Consider the following 18670-nt stretch of genomic DNA (forward strand, 5'->3'; position numbering starts at 1 on the left):
GAAATGCAACTCAAATCTTCAGGGAAAAAGCTGAGAAAGACCTTGCTTTTGAACGAGAGTCAGCGAAAACTGGCAAAAATGTTCAATTTTTGATTTTGGGTGTCCCAGTGTCGAAGTCAGGAAAAAGACCCCAAAGGGTTTGAAAACCTTCGGGGTCATCTTTGTTCATTGTCCTTGGTACAAATTTACGCCTCTTTCTTAGCCATCCTTGTCCTTTCATTTTCATCCAGGTAGATTTTTCTCATACGGATGGATTTAGGCGTTATTTCCAGGTATTCATCTTTTTGTATATACTCCATGGCTTCTTCTAAAGAGAATCGTTTTGGTGGAGCGATCCTGACGTTGTCATCAGAACCAGAAGCCCTCATGTTGGTCAATTTTTTGCCTTTCTGCACATTCACCACCAAGTCATTGTCTCTGGAATGTTCTCCGATTACCTGTCCGGTATATAATTCATCACCCGGTTCAATAAAGAAAATACCTCTATCCTGTAATTTATCTATGGCATATGCCGTACACTGGCCCCCTTCCATAGAAATCAATGAACCATTGATTCTTCCGGGAATATTTCCTTTAAAAGGTTCGTATGCAGAGAAACGGTGGTTCATGATGGCTTCACCTTGGGTAGCAGTCAACACGTTGTTTCTCAGTCCGATCAATCCTCTGGATGGGATTTTGAACTCTAAGTGCTGTAAGTCTCCTTTTGGCTCCATGACCAAGAGTTCACCCTTTCTTTGGGTTGCCAATTCGATCACTTTTCCAGCTGTTTCTTCAGGTACATCCACTACCAAAGTTTCAATTGGTTCGCATTGCATACCATCAATTTCTTTAAAAATTACCTGAGGTTGGCCAACCTGAAGTTCATAACCCTCTCTTCTCATTGTCTCAATCAATACTGACAAGTGAAGTATGCCCCTACCATATACAATGAATTTATCTTCAGAGTCAGTTGGTTCTACTTTTAAGGCAAGGTTTTTTTCCATTTCTTTCATCAACCGGTCTCTCAAGTGACGGGAAGTGACGAATTTACCCTCTTTCCCGAAAAATGGAGAATTGTTGATGGTGAAGAGCATATTCATGGTAGGCTCATCAATGGCAATTCTTGGAAGTGGCTCAGGATTTTCCAATGCAGCAATGGTATCCCCAATTTCAAAGTCTTCAATACCTGTGACAGCACAGATGTCCCCGGCATTAACTTCAGTTACCTTGTTTTTTCCCAATCCTTCGAATACATGCAATTCTTTTATACGTACCTTTTTGATCACTCCATCCGCTTTGCATAAAGAAAGTTGAGCCCCTTCTTTTATGGCGCCTCTTTGTACCCTACCTATGGCAATCCTTCCGACGAAGGAAGAGTAATCCAAAGAGGTGATCTGCATTTGCAAAGAACCTTCTTCGATTTTTGGTGCAGGGATGTATTCAATGATTGCATCGAGTAGTGGAAGAATGGAATCCGTTGGGTTTTTCCAATCCGGTCCCATCCAATTTTGTTTGGCTGAGCCATATAAGGTATGGAATTCCAATTGTTCTTCTGTAGCATCGAGATTGAACATAAGGTCAAATACTGCCTCATGCACTTCATCTGGACGGCAGTTGGGTTTATCCACTTTATTGACAACTACGATTGGGGTAAGTCCTAAGGAAAGTGCTTTACTCAAAACAAATCTGGTCTGAGGCATAGGACCTTCGAAGGCATCCACTAAAAGAATTACACCATCAGCCATTTTTAGTACCCTCTCCACCTCACCGCCAAAGTCGGCGTGGCCAGGAGTGTCTATGATATTTATTTTATGGTCTTTATATCTTACGGAAACATTTTTGGAAAGAATGGTAATTCCTCTTTCTCTTTCCAAGTCGTTGTTGTCCAGGATTAAATCGTCAAATTGTTGGTTTTCACGAAAGATTTTGGAAGCATGGATAATTTTGTCCACCAAGGTGGTTTTACCGTGGTCAACGTGTGCGATAATCGCGATATTCCGAATATTAAGCATTGCAAAATTGAATTAGGGTGCAAAGGTAGAAAGAAAATTTGGTTTTCTTTTGATCTACTTAGAAATGAGAGGGAAAAGATAATATGGGATTGAAGAAGGCCAAAGATTTGGTGGATTAATTGTGCACCTATCTGGTTAAGTGTATTTAGTTTCCCGAAAATTTACCCTGTTGGAATTTCTTTGGATAATTTTTTCATTTTTTTTAAATTAACAGTTGATATCCTGTTATGGTTTTTCTTCAATGGTTTGAAAAAGGATAGTAGAAATAGTCTGGGAAACGTGTAAAACTTATCCCTTCGGTTGGAGATTTTTTATTCTCTTAATAGTCCCTATCTATGATTATTCTGAGTAAGTAATTTGATAATCGATTACTTATATGAAACCAGCAACAAATCAGCAGCTTGAAAATTATTTAAAGGCGAAACCTCGTTTTATTAGGAATGACTATGATTCCTCTTTGTTGAATGAATTACGGGAGCGTGTCCAAAAAAGGATAAAAACAATACCAGAAGATAGATTTTTACAGCTACGGATTAAGGCTATCCTTTTACCGGGAATATATTTTTTAATTTACATAATATCGCTTTGGAGTACCCAATATGCGTTTTTTCTATTGGCCTATTCATTGATGGGATTTATGTTGGTGATCATTTTTCTGAATCTGATCCATGAGGTCTGTCATGAAAATTTATTTGTAAAGAAAAGCTATAACAGGTTTTATCTCTATCTATTTGACCTCATCGGTGCCAATAGTTATATGTGGAAAAAAAGGCATGTTATTTTCCACCATAATTTCCCAAACGTCACTGGCTGGGACAGTGATATTGAAAAAAGTAAGTTCGTAAAAGTCCATCCCAATGATAAAGGTAAGTGGCTGACCCGATACCAGCATTTCATTGTTTTTTTATATCCATTCTTTCTTTTCAACTGGTTTTTGATTAGGGATTTTAAGGATTTTTTCAGCCAAACATCAATAGTAAAAAGATTAGGACCTATTGAATTCAAAGAATTTGTAAAACTATTCTTGTTCAAGATAATTTTTGTATTCTATATTTTTGTGTTGCCTGGATTGCTGACGCCATTTTCCTATGTTCAGGTATTTTGGGCGGGAATTCTGATGTTTATTGTTGCCGGTGCATTTGGATTATTGGTTTTGTTACCTCCCCATGTCAATACCAAAAACACATTTCCTGATGTAGATGAAAATAATAATTTGCCAAATACCTGGCTAAAGCACCAACTGCTTACTACCAATGATGTCGATGAACACAATTGGTTTACTAGACATGTGATGGCCAATTTTAACTATCATGTCGCCCACCATCTTTTTCCTAATGTGAGTTATTTAAATGCCAGGGAAGTGACTGATGAGATAAAAAGCTTTTGTCAGGAACATCAACTTCCTTACAAGTCATTTCCTTTAAAAACAGCTCTTGTTGAGCATTTTCGTTTAATCAAAAAAAATGGGAGTGAAATAAATATCTGGGAGGATGATATGTGATTTAGTTATTTCCTAAAAATAAAAATTTCTCCAGTTCCACCTTCCGGAAAAGTGTCTCCGCCTCCTATATAAGCTTTACCATCTACCACAAATGAAAACCCGGCACTTCTGTATTTGTAGCCCATTGGAAATGATGGTATCCATTGATCTGTAAATGGATTATACTCGAATGAATTCGAGCTACCATTACTTGTATAACCTTTATCATTCATTACAAATGAAAAAGTACCACTTCTTGGTTCTTCCAATGGGGTAAGTTCTTTCCATGAATCATTTGAAGGACTATACTGAAACACTGTATTTCCACCAGAATCTGCTGCCCCGTTGAAAACCATTACCTTTGAATCAAAAACAAATGCATTTGGCTTAAATCTATTGGTGATTGGAGGATCCCCTAATTTTCTCCAGGAATCAGATAATGGGTTATATTCATAAAATCCACTATTAATGGGATTGGCAGTATTAAAAACCCTTCCTAATCCCACATAAATTTTTTCATCAAAAGAAAATATCATCGGATCTTCCCTTTTAGCACCAGGCAGATCAGTCTTTTGGGTCCATTTATCAAGTGAAGGGTCATATTCCCAAAACTTCCCATTTTCTCCATTAGAGAAATAATAGGCTTTTGAGGAATTATGAGCGATTACACCTGTGGCATTAGTAAATGGGGTGCCTATTTGTGTCCAACTTGAAGTATTTGGATTAAATTGCCATAAGTAAGTTTTATTATCATTGAAGTTTTTACTGTTGGCCATTACATAAGCTGTATGGTTGATAACAAATGTCCCTGGGCTGGCATAAAAACTAAACGGTAGATCTTGGTCAACCATCAACCATTCATCTGTTATTTCGATTGTTTGATTTCCATTAGCTTCTTGTCCTGCAACAAGTATTTTGAGGTTTGCAAAACCATTTGGATAAGCATTGTCCGGGATTTCGACCATTAGAAATTCAGTGTTTCCATCAATCACTTTAGCTTCATGTTCATTAAACATTACTTTATTGGCTCCATATCCAGGGTTGAAATTTTTACCTTTAATTTCAATAATATCCATTACTCTAACCCGAGTTGGATAAGACTCGATTATCGGAGGAGCAATATTTATCTTCTGCTCAATCTTTACTGTTTGGAGCTGTGCAGATATTTCAATTTCCAATTCTGAATTTGTCAGATTTGTTGGGATGATTGCTTCTATTTCGTCTCTGCTACTGGAAATTATTTCAGCGGAAATACCATTGAACTTGACTTGGTTTCTTGTTTTCTCCTTATCAAAATGATTTCCCTTAATCCTTATTTTCTCCCCTAACTTGGGCTCAGTGGGTTCAAATCCAATGACTTCTGGAGTTGCTAAGCTATAGGAGTAAGTTGCATCCGGAGCACCATAATATTCAACCAGTCTTATAGTGAACTGGGGGGATTTTATTGCCGGGGGAATTACAGCGGATATTTTTGTTGGGGTAATGGTGTAATAATTGGACCCAATATCATCGAAATATACAATTAAAAGTCCTGCATCATTTCCAAAACCTTCTCCAAAAATTTGGATTTCCTCTTCAAGATGTCCTTTTTCAGGCTCTACTCGTGAAATTGTTGCGAATTTACCACCTCTCGAGACAAAGGATAAAGCCTTTCCAAATATAATATTGGAATTGACTTTGATATAAGCTTTGAAATAATAGGTTTTACCTGATAAAATACCTTGGAAAAATTTCTTTTCAAAACGTCCGTTTGATTTGGGTTTTCCCAAGTCTACTTTTTCAGAAAACTTGTTCCAATCAGAGGTGTCAGAGGTAAACCAAAAACCATGGTTGGAAATCTCATTCACCCCACTTAGTTCACCTACTAATGTAACACTTTCGTTTTCTTTTGCAGAAGCAGTTAAAGTTGAAACGATTGGGATTTTGGGATCTGGTTTTACTGATTCATCACATGAATATGAACTTAAAGAAACCACGATTATCATGAAGATTTTTGAAAAAGTATTTCTATTCATAAAATTTTAGTAAAAATTGTTTTTAGTTAAAGCTCTTTTAAATATATCTAAAACTTATTTTAAAAAACGTAAATTTTAATTCATATTGAAGAAATTATTTTTTTGAACGCATTTATGTTTTGAGTTGGTTTTATTTTGGACTGTATTTTCCGATTTTATCCTCAATATTGACGCCTGCATTTTTCCTTATCTGAATCCGGTAATAAACCAAAACCTCATCGGCCCCGGCTTCCAAGACAGCATCTTTAGCTTTTCTGGCAATTTCAAACAACTGATCTTCCGGTCCTTCCATAACCGTCTCAAAGGGAGTTACCAGATGTTTGATCCCTGATTCCTGAATTACTTCTATGGCTTTATCCACTAAGGCATAAGAGTCCATAGTTTTGCTTTTGGGGACAATCTGAAGTCCCAGGTTGATAGTGTTTTTTAGGGTAGACATAAGAATTGAGATGTGAGATTTTAGAAATAAGAAACAAGAGGCAAGAAACAAGAGGCGAGAAGCGAAAGCCGAGATAAATCCTCATAGCTTCAAGAGTAATTCTAAAATCTAAGATCAAAGATCTAAAATTTAAAATCTTCAACTTCCAACATCCCAACTTCCAACTTCCCACTTTACTCCAAATAAGGCTTAACTGCTTTCTTCCAGATTTTATATCCTTTCGAATTCATGTGAAGTCGGTCATCCACGAAAAGCTTTTCATTTGGTGTCCCATTTTTATTCAGCATTTTCGTCCAGACATCAATATAAGTGACATTTTCTTTGCTCTTGCTTAATACCTGCATTTCATTGTTCAGAGCTTCCATTTGGCCTTTTTTATCCCAACGGCTTGGACTGGGTTTGGTTCCTATAAAATAAAAGCCCACTTCTGGGATGGAAGTGCTCACACGGTCTATTATAATCCCATATTCGTTGATTATTTGGCGGACAGTTTTTCCTGCGTTGATATCATTTTCCCCCACATAGATGAAAACCTTTTTAGGCTCAAATGAAATAACCAGTTCATCCAGATACCTGATCAGGTCATGGGTCTGTGAACCTCCAAATCCCGTATTGATGATATTGGCCTGAGGAAAATCTTCTTCAAGTGTTTTCCAGAGACGGATGCTTGAGCTGCCTGTGAAAACAGCACCCCCTTTGTTCCAGGGTGAAGTTTCGTATTTTTTCACCAACTCTTTCACCTCATTCTCAAAAGGTTGCGTTTGGGCCTTAATCTCAGGTGAATAGGAAAACACCAATAGGAAAATCAGTATTGCGGAAGTCTTGAAGAATGGGTTCATATTTTATTTTTTTCCAAAATATCAGATAATATTAATGTTGCAAAACCGTACATAAAATGTTCATTTTCAGTAGTAGTCTCATTATTGAACATTTCTGTAATGGGTATAAGAAAAGTTTTTCAATTTTATTTTAAACCTATTTTTGGCTTTTCTGAAACGAATAAGGCATCTTTTATCACATTTGTTTCCCTTAAGCAATTCCCGTCCATACTTTAGCTTTTTCTAGTTCGTTTTTTGATTGAATATTTAACTGCCAAAACTATTCAGTAAATTCATGAAGAAAATCACCCAATTCTTTTGGTTTTGTTCCGGTGCTTATGCTCCCTTGTTAAATAGGACCCCTACCGAAACCCACAAATATGTCGGTATCGGCGGCACCATTTTTTTTACGGGATTATTGGCCTCCCTTTCAGCTGGTTACGCACTGTTTACAGTTTTCCAATCTGTATGGATAGCAATAGCCTTTGGTCTGTTATGGGGATTGATGATTTTTAATTTGGACAGGTTTATCGTTTCCAGTATGCGCAAAAGGGACCATGCCTGGTCGGAATGGAAAATGGCCATTCCAAGATTGATTTTTGCCGTTTTGTTGGCTGTAGTCATATCCAAGCCCTTGGAGCTGAAGATTTTTGAAAGAGAGATCAACCGGAAGCTGGACGAAAAAAAGATGGAAATGATCACGCAAAGCAAGGAGGCGATTAAAGAGGGATTTAAGGAAATCAAAGGGCTTGAAGCAAAAAAAGACAGCCTTAGATCTGAAGTTGCTGCTGCTGTTGCTTTCAGAGACAAATTACAGCAGGAGTATGACTATGAACGGTTCGGCACCAAAACGGATGGCACCAGTGGTATTGTAGGATTGGGGAGCAATGCAAAGAAAAAAGAGCAACAATTGGATGCGGCACAAAAAGAACTGGATGTTCTCCGTGCCGGTCATCAGATCAGGATCAATGAAATAGAAAAGGAAATCAAAAATCTGAATTCTCTGAGTCAGCTTGAATTTGAAAAAAGGCAACCCAATATAGAAGGCTTTGATGGATTTGCCGCACGAATTGATGCACTTCAGGTCTTAGGCAAGGAAAGTGATGCCATAAGATGGGCAAATGTTTTTATAATGTTGTTGTTCGTAGCCCTGGAAACAGCGCCCATCTTTGTCAAATTAATTTCACCTCGTGGACCTTATGACGAGTTGGTTGATCTAGCTGAAATGAAAGTGCAGGTATATGCCAAAGAAGAATCTACAAAAACCTATGTTCGCAGCGAAAGGAATTTAGAAGTGTTTAAAACTGCCAATCAGATTTGAGATTTTAAAACCTGGTATTTCATGAAAGGGAATAATATCTTGTTTTCCGCGTCATTCTGAGAATTTTACATTTAGTTTAAAGTACAGAATGGGTAATGACAATATTACGCGACATGCTGATTCCGATTTTTATCGGAATCAGCATTTCCTCTAACTTGGGAGACTCTTCTCCCGAGTCATCGGGATCAGAGTGAGGGTTTCTCCAATCTCTCAATGATAGACAGAGCTTGCGGAGTCGAATACCTGCCCCGCAGCATTGTGGGGGAGCTACTTAACTATAGGAGATTCTTCGCTTGTCCCTCGCTCAGAATGACGGTTCCGGTAATCTGTCATTGGTAGTTTACTGCTATGATCCCTTGTCTAATAATTCGGTTCTATGCCCAATTCTTGGTACATGGTACATGGTACTTTGTACAATACATATCCTTGAACAAAAATCAATTTCAGTTTACTAGAAAGACAAATTGGTTGAAATGGTGATGACGAAATTATCCTCCCATTGAGGGTTTCCGTAAGGCCCATACCTATAAAATGCCCCTAGGCCAAAGCTTCTTTTTTGAAATCCTGAACTTACTTTGAATAAATTGTTCATCTCCAAACCCGATTCCCAATATCCTTTTTCCATGGTTTTGAATGCTACAAAACTATAAGATTCAGGATTGCTCAAAGTACCTATGGCAAAATTTTGGATGAACCTGAGCTGCGGAGAAAAATTCAGCTTTCCAAAGTAGGTGTTGAAAATAGGACCGGTTTGGTGGGAATAGCTGAATAGGGCACTTCGGTCAGAAAAGAATTCATAAACAAACATGGTTTGCAGGTAACTGGGAAAGTAGAATGCAAAATCCAGTTCATTTCTTCTTTGCAAATTAATACCGTAACCTGAATGAATATAAGATAAGGGCAGATTTTCTCCCCAGATTCCCTGCATGGCCATAGAAAACCTGTTCGTAGAATTCCCTTTATTCCATTGGTGGAAAAATCTTAATTCTGTGTTGATGAAATCAAGAGAACTATCAAGTATTCCCGGGAGGGCTTTGGCTATCCTCAAGGCGACTATGGGATAAGTGGTTGATAAGGAAATCAGATTATTGCCTATTCGACTGATATTTTCATTTCCCGTCCATCTGAAATTCAACCCGATTTCTGTATTTCTAAAAGAGCTTGGGTAGTTGTCGGCCGGATCATCAAGGGTATAATTAAGAACTGAAATTCTATTATCCAAATTGCTGAATAGTCCTATTCTTGTCCCTTTAAAAGGCATTTGGGAAATTTCTGCACTAAACCTTTGGACACTGTCCATGCGTTCTGCCGCAAATCTTCGGAAGGCGTCTCCGGAAAGGGAATAGCCCTTCAGCCTTGGGATTTCACTTGAACCTGTTTCTATCAAATCCTGGCTAAAATTTAATTTTAATCTGGTGTCATATTTTTTGTCGATCATGAATTCAATTCCTCCCCCATATTTCAATGCTTTGTCTCTGAATCCATACCTAAAATACCCCTCAATTCTGAAAAAGTCTGATAGCGTTTGATTAGAAGAAAGCCCAAGTCCCAAAGCGAAACCTTCATACCTATTGATACGGAAAAGGCGTTCCGGAATCAGATCAACAGGTCCAAGGGGTATGCGGCCAGTGGCTAATTGACCGATAAATTTGGACAATAGATTGAGTTGTCTTTTTTCTTTTTCGGGCATGTTCTCAAATCTGCGGTAGGTTTGGTATTCCCGGTAGGTCAAAGAATCCAACCTTAGCTTTTCCCATTCAAAATTCCTGTTATTGATATCCATAACCAAACTTACCGGATTGAACTTCTCATTATTGGGAAGTGTGTTGATTTCAATATTATTGATAAACATTTGGTTTTTAATCAGGAGGTTTTTTTGCTCAAAACTATTGTCTGTGGTTCTAAAGTTTGCGTTGATTTGCTCTGGGAACCAAAAATTCCCATTCCAGGAATTTTTTTGCTGCATTTCAAATGTCAGTGCCAAAGTACTGTCTGCAGGTGTGAGGGTCATATTTTCCAAAGCAAACTGTTTCCCGGAGATGTAAAGTAACCCTTTAAGGAGCTGAAAAAACTTCCCTTTTTTGGGTTGGTAAGAAATGATATAAGTTGTATAGGCTTCTTGTTGGATACTATCTTCCAGGTAATAATTGTATTTTGACAGACCATCCTTGCTTAAAGGATTTAGATAAGGGGTTTCTAGAATATTAAAATGATTTTCATAAAAAGAGAAGGGTTGAAAAGTGCTTGCGGCTAAGGCAACTAATGGGTTGTCAATCCCGGATATTTTACTGGCCTTAACTATTTCATTTATTTTTCCTGGTTTTTTGAATTTAACTTCAGAGAAACTTTCCGCCATAAATAAATGGCCTCCTTCCAAATAGTTCAGGTTAGGATCATCGTAGTCGGGAAATTCATTCAAACCCTCAAAGGACAATACAGTTTTATGATAAGCTTCAAACTTATAAGAATCAAGTTTTCTTGGGTCATTAATGGGTTTTTTTTCAATTGCCTTTTTAATGAGCGCTAAGGCGGGATTTTCTCCGGCTTCCAAAACATACTCACCTAGTACTAATGTTGATGGATTTAGAAAAATGTCAGCATTCACCTTTAATTCTATCAATGGGATGGTCCGTTTTTCATAGCTAACATGGGAAATAATGACAAGGCTATCTTCCGGGGATGGAAATAGTCTATACCATCCTCTTACGTCGGTTATCGCTCCTTTTTTTTGGTTATTACCAATGAGTTGAATATTGGCAAATGGAACCGGTTTAGATGTATTTTGATCTAATATATATCCTTCAATTGAAAGATTTTGGGCAGATAGGAAGGAAAATTTTAATGCGCCAGTAAAAAGAAATAACACCGCCAAATAGTATTTCATATTGAAATAAATTTCATTGTCCTATAAAGTTAGTACTTAAACGAACATGGAAGGGTTTTGGGATTTTTACAAGTGAAGAAATTAAGTGTTAACCAAAATGAAAACTGTTTAGGCAAATTTTTAAACCTTAAAATAAATTTTAAAAATATTTCATTGGGCGTTCACCAATAAGTTTTCAAGGAAATCCCCGACATAATAGGCTACCAAAGCTGCTACAATTCCCAAGACCAGAGTTTCAGAAACACTTTTTAGGATATTGGTTTGATTTACGAAACTTTTTAACCAGCCAATAACTACAAAAGCAATACAAGTGAAAGTACTGGTCCAAAAAAAGGTGTCTATAGTAGTTTCTTCAAAAAAATCATAAACATATACTACCAAAGGAATAAATCCTACAACAATAAAAGATATCAAAGTGGCCAAGCCGATCTTAAATGGGCTTTTGGAGTCAGGAATCATCTCCAACTCATTTTTCATCATTTCATCTACCCAACGGTCCTTATCAGAAACGATGACATCCACTACATCCTGAAGTAATTTTCCTTCGAAACCTTTGTTCCTATAGATGTCTTCGACTTCTTTTCTTTCAATTTCCGGTATGGTTTCTATTTCCCAGTATTCAATATTCCGGTGTTTTTTATAATGTTCTTTTTCAGACTTTGCGGATAGATAGGCTCCAACAGACATTGAAAATCCATCGGCGAAAAGGTTGGCAAAGCCAAGGATAATAATGATCGCAGGCTCAAGATTAGCCCCATAGGCTCCTGCTACCACTGCGAAAGTAGTCACAGCGCCATCAATTCCACCATATACGAATTCTCTAAGGTAATTTTGTATACTTGCAAAAGTGGTTGACTCCTGATGTATATTAATTTCGTCCATATTCATAGATTTTCCATTAAAAATCTTTTTACGTTTTCTCCCATAATGGCACGGATTTCTTCATCAGTAAATCCCTCGACCATCAAGGCTTCTACAATCAAAGGAAGACCGGTAATATCAAATGGTACTGCCACACTGCCATCATAATCTGACCCTAAGGCCACATGCTGTATCCCAACAAGATTTTTGACTCTTTTCATGCTGGCTACAATCCCCTTGATTTCATTTTCTCCTACAGCCCTATCAAAAAAAGCAATTCCGATGATGCCGCCTTTGTCTGCAATTTTCCTGATCTGTTCATCGGAGAGGTTTCTTGGAGAATTAAGGACTGCCCTTATTCCTGTATGGGACACCATTACCGGTTTTTCGGAAATCTCCAGAATATCATCAAACATTTTTGGGGAAGCATGTGCCAGATCAATCACCATATTCAGTTCATTCATCCGTTTGATGACCTGTTTACCAAAATCAGTTAGTCCTTCCCCGCTTTCTCCGTGAGCTGATCCTCCCATTTCATTGTCAAAAAAGTGGGAGGGTCCAATTAATCTTACTCCTGCCTCATAGGCTTTTTCAAGGTTTTCAATTTTTCCCTCCAATGCATGGGCACCCTCAATTCCTAATAACCCCCCAATGATATTTTTATTTTCTTTTCTTACTGCAATAAGCCTTTCCAGGTCTTCTTGTGATTTCACAACAATAAACTGACCTTGGAAATTAGAAGAGAATTTTTCAAGCTGATTGGATTGATAAAGAGTCCTCTCTATCAGACTGAACCAATTTGATATAGGCCTTCCTTGTGCCATGTTCAAGAGGGTGATGTTGTCTTGGGTATCAGCACTGTTATGGTCCATGTTTTGACCTTTTGGTGATTTTGATACAATGGTAAAAACCTGTAAGGCCACATTTCCTTCCTGCATCCTTGGAAAATCTACATGACCGACATCTGATCTTTTTGTAAGATCTCTCCCCCACAAAAGGGCATCACAATGTAAATCAGCTACAAAATCCAATGTCTTGAATAAAGCTATCGCTTCTTCTGATACTTCATAGGGTGCTTCTTGTTTTACTGGATTATTGCCTTTTTCTATTATGGGAGGAATAGCCATGGTCCCTATCCAATACAATAGGAAAAGGATGATCAATAGAAATAAGATTTTCTTCATAATCCAGGTTGTTTGGTTATGAATATAAATAAAAAAATTACACAAGTAGGCGTTAATAAAAACCAATAGGAAGTTTTCCAATAAATCAAATTAGAAATTAGTTGATTTCAGGTGGAAAACTCATAAATTGATCGAAAGATTATTTTCCTTTTATAAAATTGTTAAAAAATATTGTAGAGGTTTTATTGTCTTTTCAATTCATTTTTTTAAGTTTAGAAAATTTTGGTAGTGAAAAATGTCAAAAAGTTTGAAAAATACCAAAGTTTATATGGCTATAGTCAGTTACAAATAAACCCAACTTGGGAGTCTTTTACAGAGACTCCTTTTTTTATGCTTAAAATTTGAACCATGTTTTTAATAAATGGCGGGAATTTTCAAAAATTCGGTTAAAAAATAAACCGATTTTCAAAGTTTTGCCATTTTTTGTTCTGGAGTAACTTGGAAAATTGGTTTTGCTGGTAATAAATAAGAGAATTATTAAAGAATTGGTTAAATATTAAGGCTAAAACAAAGAAAATTCCGTTTTATTTGAAAGTTCCAATTATTCTTTATTCTGGTTTATTGGGGGATAGGATTTCTTTTGGATCAGATTTTTTCCAGCACATTCCTGATGTATTCCGCACCTTCTCTGTATTCCTCTGCAGAACTTAAATGTTCCATCATCAAAGGGATTTCCGGGTATTTGCTTAATTCCTGGAGGAAAATTTTATAATTCATTTGTCCTCTTCCAGGGATAACTTCATCAAATTGGGGCATAAATGTTCCTTGTTTTAAAATAAGATCTTTGGCATGACAACTCTTGATGAATGGACCTAATTTCTTGAAACTCACTTTGATTAATTCGCCATTTCTAAAAAATACGGCAGGGCTTGTGACCATATTCACAGGGTCTAGGTGTACTGCAAATGCCTTTCTGTCTATTGCTTTGATCAAACGTAAATAACTTTCAGGGGATTCAGGGGAAATCCAGGGCATGGCCTCCAAAGTAAAATAAGTCCGTTTGGGTTTTATCTCATCAATTATCTTCCTTGTGATCTCCACTATTTGATCAAAAGTGTCTTCTGAGAAATTTTCAGGATGTGGACCGGCCCAGTTTTCAATACTCTTGGAACCGGCAATATTTACACAGCAGTTAGCCCCGATCTCATCTGCCAGTCTTAGTGAAGCAGTACATTTTTCAAAGGCTTCCTTAGCAACTTGGGGATCGGGACTTATGGGGTTGGACCAGGCGCCAACTTCAGCAATAATAATGTCAGCTTTTTTAGCGGTATTTTCGTAAGCCTTGATTTCCTCCAAGGAGGCATTCAGTCCAACAGGGCAATAGGCGGCTCGATATTTAAGTTTTTTCAGTACTGCAACCCAATCATCTGGTGAGTTAAATTTTCAAAAACCGGTCCCCCAAGACGAATATCTATTGACATTCCGGCATAAGTATTTAATGGAAATAATGAAGCCGATATGCCTAAAGTAGTGATTTTGGAAAATTTTCTTCTGTTCATTTCTTTGATTTGACAATTGAAGATTAAGATACGCAATTCAATTTGTGAAAAAGGTTTTTAAATTCAATAAGACTATGTTCTGAACATTTGATTTATAAATGCCTAACCTTTTCCATCTTTATAAATCAGAAATCGAATGAAGAAATTTCAACGTCCTTTCAAGTGCGAGTTTTCCCGATTCATCAAGTTTAAACTGGTATTCGTGCCCTAATTCAGGTTGCTGATTGTCCGGGAAAAACAAAGTATCCAATGGTACATTCAATGTGGCAAGTTTTTCAGCCAAAAGTCTTGATTGAGGTAGTAGTGGATCTTTGTTTCCTGCCGAAATAAAAGTGGGAGGAAAGGAGTTTGTTAGAAAATTCGTGACTGAGGCCGTTTTGGCGTATTCATCATTTGAGATATCTTTTTTATCAAAATATCCCCACATCACTGTCTTGAGGAAAGAACCAAAAGCCCCTTCAGTTTTTAAGTTGTCTATTTCGTAGATTCCACAATACAACAGCAAGCCCTTGAGTTGGTTGGGGTTTATTCCGGGGTCAACCTTTGTGATTTTTGCATATTCAGTACTGGTAATGATATTGGCTGTAGCGGCTGAAATCATAGAACCACCGGAGTCTCCGGCCAAAACAAAGAAAGAGGTGTCGGCATAAAATTTTTCAGGATTGGAAGAAATAAAGGCCAATGCTTTGTTAAGTTGCCGCATGGGGGTTGGGTATTTTCCTTCGGGAGCAATGGTATAATTTATGGATATGGCCAGATAACCTTTGGAGGCCAATATTTTGCAATAATTGCTTAATTGGCTTTTGTCACCTGAAATCAAACCGCCGCCGTGGGCCCAAACAATCACGGGTAATTTTCTCTTTGCTATAACAGAATCCCTATGGAAATAGGCGTCTAAAAATGCATCTTTATCATTTTCATCATATTGTACATCGTTGATGCTGACTATGTTTTCAGGAACAAATTTTTCCAATTCTGAATTGACCCTTATGGCTTCTTTGTTGAAAGCATACCTGATTATCCAAGTAGAAGGATAAGGTGATAACTTGAAAGCAAGAAAAATGACTGCGCCTAATGCCAACAATATGATTAAGGTTCGTTTTAATATGCTTTTCATGATTTCATTTTTTTAATTGTTACACCTTATTGGTCTCAGGCAGGTGGGATCCCTTATTTGATCATTCTTACTAGATATGCGTAAGCTCATTGGGATTTGATCACTTTTTGCTGAGGATTACCCTTCAATAGAATATTCTAAACTTAAAGTAAAGTATTACTTTCAGCTACCTTTTTAAAGTATTCTGCACTTAGTTTAGGGTTTCTTTCCAGCGATTCGTAATCCATGTAAAATAATCCAAACCGGATCCCATAACCGAAGATCCATTCAAAGTTATCCATCAGGCTCCAATGAAAATACCCTGTGACCGGAATGCCTTCACTGGTGGCACGGTGAAGTTGGGTGAGATAGTTTTTCAAAAACATCACCCTGTCGGTATCAATTACTTGACCCTCTTGTGAAAGCTCGTCAGTCGCTCCACATCCATTTTCGGTTATATATATCTCCTTGGCTTTCCATAATTCCATGACGAGTCTGGGTGCCCAGTATAAGCTTTCAGGACTTACCATATGCCAAGGGGAAGCCATTGTCGGATGATGTTTCGCATGTTGGATGAGCTCAAAACCATTTTCGTTATCACCTGCTTGTACATACTTATTGGCGAGGTACACATTGATTCCCACAAAATCCAATGGCCCGGCAATGAGATTTAGTTCTTCCATTGTAAAGTCAGGTGCATCTGGCCCCAAACTGTTTAGGTAATTGTCGGTATATTTTCCTTCCATCATCACTGTCAAAAGCCCCGCATTCAATTCACGGGTTGCTTTTTTGGCAGCTTCTATATTTTCTTTTGTTTCGATGACAGGAACAGCCGTGACGATGTTTTCAGCCACCCCAATTTCCAAGGGGGACTTGGCCACCTGCCTCATAGCTTGCAAACCCATGCCATGTTCCAAAACCGCATTGTTTCTCACCTGAGCCACCTCTTTGATTGGTAATTTTAAACCGGGGGCTAATTGGCCGAGTCCATAACTCAGATCCGTGAAAGAGTAAAATTCATTGAGCGTAAAAAAGTGCTTTACCCGGTCACTGATTTTTTCTGTAACGTAAGCCGCATATTCTGCAAAAGCTTTTGAAGTTTCTTTTGATTGCCAGCCTCCGTATTTATCTTGGAGAATTTGGGGCAGATCCCAATGATAAAGTGTGGCATAAGGTGTGATTCCATTGGCCAGTAACTCATCTATTAACCTATTGTAAAAGTCCAATCCTTTAGGATTTGGAGTACCGGTGGCGTTGGGAAATACACGCGGCCATGAAATGGAAAATCGGTATGCGCCGGAATGGATGGATTTCATCAACTGGACATCTTCCTTGTATCGGTGATACATGTCACATGCAATATCCCCATTGTCATTGTTTTTAATTTTTCCAGGGATCTTGGAATAGGTGTCCCAAATAGATACGCCTCTGCCGTCCTCATTTACAGCCCCTTCAACCTGATAAGCTGCTGTGGCTGTTCCCCAAACGAAGTTATCCGGAAATTTTCTGTTATGACCAAGTTGAGTGTAACTGTTCTGTTCAATGGCAGGTACCTCATTTTTACAGCTTATCAGATTGATTGCCGGTAAAGCAATTGTGGCTGTTGCACCAATCTTGAGAAAGTCTCTGCGGCTACTGTTTTTTTTTGATTCCATAATTCAGATGAATAAAATGTATTTAAGTGAATAAAAATTATCCTACCTGATTTCTCAGAACCCGAACTGTGCCTGAAACCTGATAGATGATTGTCCTCCATAAGGCGTGGGAACGAATCCCAACTGCCCGTCCGGCGCAACTGTTGTTTGGTCTATTGGATTAGATAAATGATTGAATTCTAAAGTAAATCGGACTTTGTTGTTGAAAAAGAAGGGGTAGTAACTGATCCCTGCACCAGGGGCAGCGTAATTCTTTAGTGAATTTTGCGGATCTGGGGTGTTCCCTTTTCCAACAAAATCGAACCTGGCATAAGAGAACCATTGGTTGTCCAGCCAATAGCCCAAAGTTGTATAGAAGCCTTCCCTATATGCATTTTCACCTACCCCTGTTTCGTACCGTTTCCATGTCCGATTGTAAGCAGAGAAGAAGTGGATATTTTCTCCCTGCAGACTAAAATCCATATTGACCTGCGTTCCTCCATTTGCCTCGGTCTGTATGACCTCTTTGTCAAATCTAAACTGATTGCCAATACTGAAGCCCAATAACATGCCTATCGGGAATTTGTCACGCCTCCCCACCATATCATCCCAACGGCCCCAAGTGCCTCCCATGATATTCCATTCTCCCCTTGCTATCAATGCCAAATCAGAGGCTGCAGGAGCAGGGAAATCCCTCCTGCCTCCATATGACCCATTCCCAACAGATGCGTATGTTCTAAATTTCTCACTGGCTACATGTCTCCATTGCAATCCAAATGAGCTCCAAATGGCGAATTCAAAATCCATGGCAGAGAATTCTATGGAGGCCAGATCTAAAGGATACATCCAATCTTCCAAGCTTAATGCCATGAACTGTCTTCCAAATCTCAGCCAGTTTTTATTATCAATATTATACTGGATATAAGCTGCTATTAACTCAAATTTACCTGATGGGTTTACATTTGTCCTTAAGTGGTAATAAAATTTATCAGTTAGATTGCCTTCTAAAAAAGTCCTGAACCTGCCAAGATTATAGCCCAAATCTGTTGAGTTTATTTCATCCGGGGTATTGCTTAGAAAAGCCACATTATACCTCAATTGGGCATAGGCAGAAATATTTAAAGAATATTGCCCGTCTTTGCTTTTGATAAAGAACGGGTGATACAATGAGGGATCAAATCCTGCAGTTTTACTCGTGTCCTGAAATGCACCGGGTTCAACATACCTGTATCTGAATCTTTGTGGGTACCTATCAGCTTCATCTTGGGCATTCACAGAAACTTCAAAAAAAAGGAAAATCATAAATAAGGCAGTCAATTTAGATTTTGTTTTCATGGCCAAATTGCTTTAAATGTGAGCGTAGTGATAAAATCAAGGTGTGTTTGACTTGAAAGTGTAGATGAAAATATTTCTTTACATTAAAATAATATAATAATATATTTAAAATA

13 protein-coding genes are annotated in these 18670 nt (G+C 37.9%); 2 read left to right on the forward strand and 11 right to left on the reverse strand.

From position 1 onward, the window contains the following. Positions 1-185 precede the first annotated feature (185 nt). Positions 186-1991 (reverse strand): translational GTPase TypA, encoded by a 1806-nt coding sequence (gene typA, locus ACFSKV_RS09310; protein ID WP_380801717.1) that lies wholly within the window; start codon positions 1989-1991, stop codon positions 186-188. A 376-nt stretch (positions 1992-2367) separates the two neighbouring features. Here typA and ACFSKV_RS09315 point away from each other — a divergent pair, with 376 nt between their 5' ends. After that, entirely contained in the window at positions 2368-3492 is a 1125-nt protein-coding gene (locus ACFSKV_RS09315) for a fatty acid desaturase family protein (protein ID WP_380801720.1), read from the forward strand. 5 nt (positions 3493-3497) lie between these two features. Here the strand turns inward: ACFSKV_RS09315 and ACFSKV_RS09320 are convergent, their stop codons facing one another. The 3 genes from ACFSKV_RS09320 to ACFSKV_RS09330 form a co-directional block, all read right to left on the reverse strand. Further along, positions 3498-5486, reverse strand: a complete 1989-nt coding sequence (locus ACFSKV_RS09320; protein ID WP_380801722.1) for an IPT/TIG domain-containing protein — start codon at positions 5484-5486, stop codon at positions 3498-3500. Positions 5487-5616: 130 nt separating this feature from the next. Further along, a complete protein-coding gene (locus ACFSKV_RS09325; RefSeq protein ID WP_380801725.1) occupies positions 5617-5925 on the reverse strand; it encodes a thiamine-binding protein in 309 nt (102 codons plus the stop codon). Positions 5926-6098: 173 nt separating this feature from the next. Continuing rightward, on the reverse strand, positions 6099-6764 hold the full coding sequence (locus tag ACFSKV_RS09330; RefSeq protein WP_380801728.1) for a GDSL-type esterase/lipase family protein: 666 nt from the start codon (positions 6762-6764) through the stop codon (positions 6099-6101). Positions 6765-7038: 274 nt separating this feature from the next. Between ACFSKV_RS09330 and ACFSKV_RS09335 the strand changes: the two genes are divergently transcribed. After that, a complete protein-coding gene (locus tag ACFSKV_RS09335; protein ID WP_380801731.1) occupies positions 7039-8064 on the forward strand; it encodes a DUF4407 domain-containing protein in 1026 nt (341 codons plus the stop codon). A gap of 451 nt (positions 8065-8515) precedes the next feature. On the opposite strand, the gene ACFSKV_RS09340 is transcribed toward ACFSKV_RS09335, so the two are convergent. From ACFSKV_RS09340 to ACFSKV_RS09370, 7 genes are all read right to left on the reverse strand, one after another. Further along, positions 8516-10948, reverse strand: a complete 2433-nt coding sequence (locus ACFSKV_RS09340) for a DUF5686 family protein (RefSeq protein WP_380801733.1) — start codon at positions 10946-10948, stop codon at positions 8516-8518. Between the two features lie 150 nt (positions 10949-11098). Next, positions 11099-11830: a VIT1/CCC1 transporter family protein gene (locus tag ACFSKV_RS09345; RefSeq protein ID WP_380801736.1), complete on the reverse strand. Its 732-nt coding sequence runs from the start codon at positions 11828-11830 to the stop codon at positions 11099-11101. Between the two features lie 2 nt (positions 11831-11832). Beyond that, positions 11833-12993 carry a dipeptidase gene (locus ACFSKV_RS09350; protein WP_380801737.1) on the reverse strand — a complete coding sequence of 387 codons (1161 nt, stop codon included), beginning with the start codon at positions 12991-12993 and terminating at the stop codon, positions 11833-11835. A 585-nt stretch (positions 12994-13578) separates the two neighbouring features. Further along, positions 13579-14289: a sugar phosphate isomerase/epimerase family protein gene (locus ACFSKV_RS09355; protein ID WP_380801739.1), complete on the reverse strand. Its 711-nt coding sequence runs from the start codon at positions 14287-14289 to the stop codon at positions 13579-13581. A gap of 321 nt (positions 14290-14610) precedes the next feature. Next, the gene (locus tag ACFSKV_RS09360) at positions 14611-15609 is read right to left on the reverse strand and encodes an alpha/beta hydrolase (RefSeq protein ID WP_380801741.1); all 999 of its coding nucleotides are present in this window, start codon (positions 15607-15609) and stop codon (positions 14611-14613) included. A gap of 143 nt (positions 15610-15752) precedes the next feature. Beyond that, complete coding sequence (locus ACFSKV_RS09365) at positions 15753-17243, reverse strand: GH1 family beta-glucosidase (protein WP_380801743.1); 1491 nt, start codon at positions 17241-17243, stop codon at positions 15753-15755. 54 nt (positions 17244-17297) lie between these two features. Next, the gene (locus ACFSKV_RS09370; protein ID WP_380801746.1) at positions 17298-18557 is read right to left on the reverse strand and encodes a hypothetical protein; all 1260 of its coding nucleotides are present in this window, start codon (positions 18555-18557) and stop codon (positions 17298-17300) included. Between the last annotated feature and the right edge of the window lie 113 nt (positions 18558-18670).

The organism is Shivajiella indica (genome assembly GCF_042683085.1).
GTDB lineage: Bacteria > Bacteroidota > Bacteroidia > Cytophagales > Cyclobacteriaceae > Shivajiella > Shivajiella indica.

What these genes read in the sequence shown, in the direction of transcription:
- typA (WP_380801717.1), bottom strand. Translation starts at nt 1,991, where the DNA reads ATGCTTAATATTCGGAATATCGCGATTATCGCACACGTTGACCACGGT.
- ACFSKV_RS09315 (WP_380801720.1), top strand. Translation starts at nt 2,368, where the DNA reads ATGAAACCAGCAACAAATCAGCAGCTTGAAAATTATTTAAAGGCGAAA.
- ACFSKV_RS09320 (WP_380801722.1), bottom strand. Translation starts at nt 5,486, where the DNA reads ATGAATAGAAATACTTTTTCAAAAATCTTCATGATAATCGTGGTTTCT.
- ACFSKV_RS09325 (WP_380801725.1), bottom strand. Translation starts at nt 5,925, where the DNA reads ATGTCTACCCTAAAAAACACTATCAACCTGGGACTTCAGATTGTCCCC.
- ACFSKV_RS09330 (WP_380801728.1), bottom strand. Translation starts at nt 6,764, where the DNA reads ATGAACCCATTCTTCAAGACTTCCGCAATACTGATTTTCCTATTGGTG.
- ACFSKV_RS09335 (WP_380801731.1), top strand. Translation starts at nt 7,039, where the DNA reads ATGAAGAAAATCACCCAATTCTTTTGGTTTTGTTCCGGTGCTTATGCT.
- ACFSKV_RS09340 (WP_380801733.1), bottom strand. Translation starts at nt 10,948, where the DNA reads ATGAAATACTATTTGGCGGTGTTATTTCTTTTTACTGGCGCATTAAAA.
- ACFSKV_RS09345 (WP_380801736.1), bottom strand. Translation starts at nt 11,830, where the DNA reads ATGGACGAAATTAATATACATCAGGAGTCAACCACTTTTGCAAGTATA.
- ACFSKV_RS09350 (WP_380801737.1), bottom strand. Translation starts at nt 12,993, where the DNA reads ATGAAGAAAATCTTATTTCTATTGATCATCCTTTTCCTATTGTATTGG.
- ACFSKV_RS09360 (WP_380801741.1), bottom strand. Translation starts at nt 15,609, where the DNA reads ATGAAAAGCATATTAAAACGAACCTTAATCATATTGTTGGCATTAGGC.
- ACFSKV_RS09365 (WP_380801743.1), bottom strand. Translation starts at nt 17,243, where the DNA reads ATGGAATCAAAAAAAAACAGTAGCCGCAGAGACTTTCTCAAGATTGGT.
- ACFSKV_RS09370 (WP_380801746.1), bottom strand. Translation starts at nt 18,557, where the DNA reads ATGAAAACAAAATCTAAATTGACTGCCTTATTTATGATTTTCCTTTTT.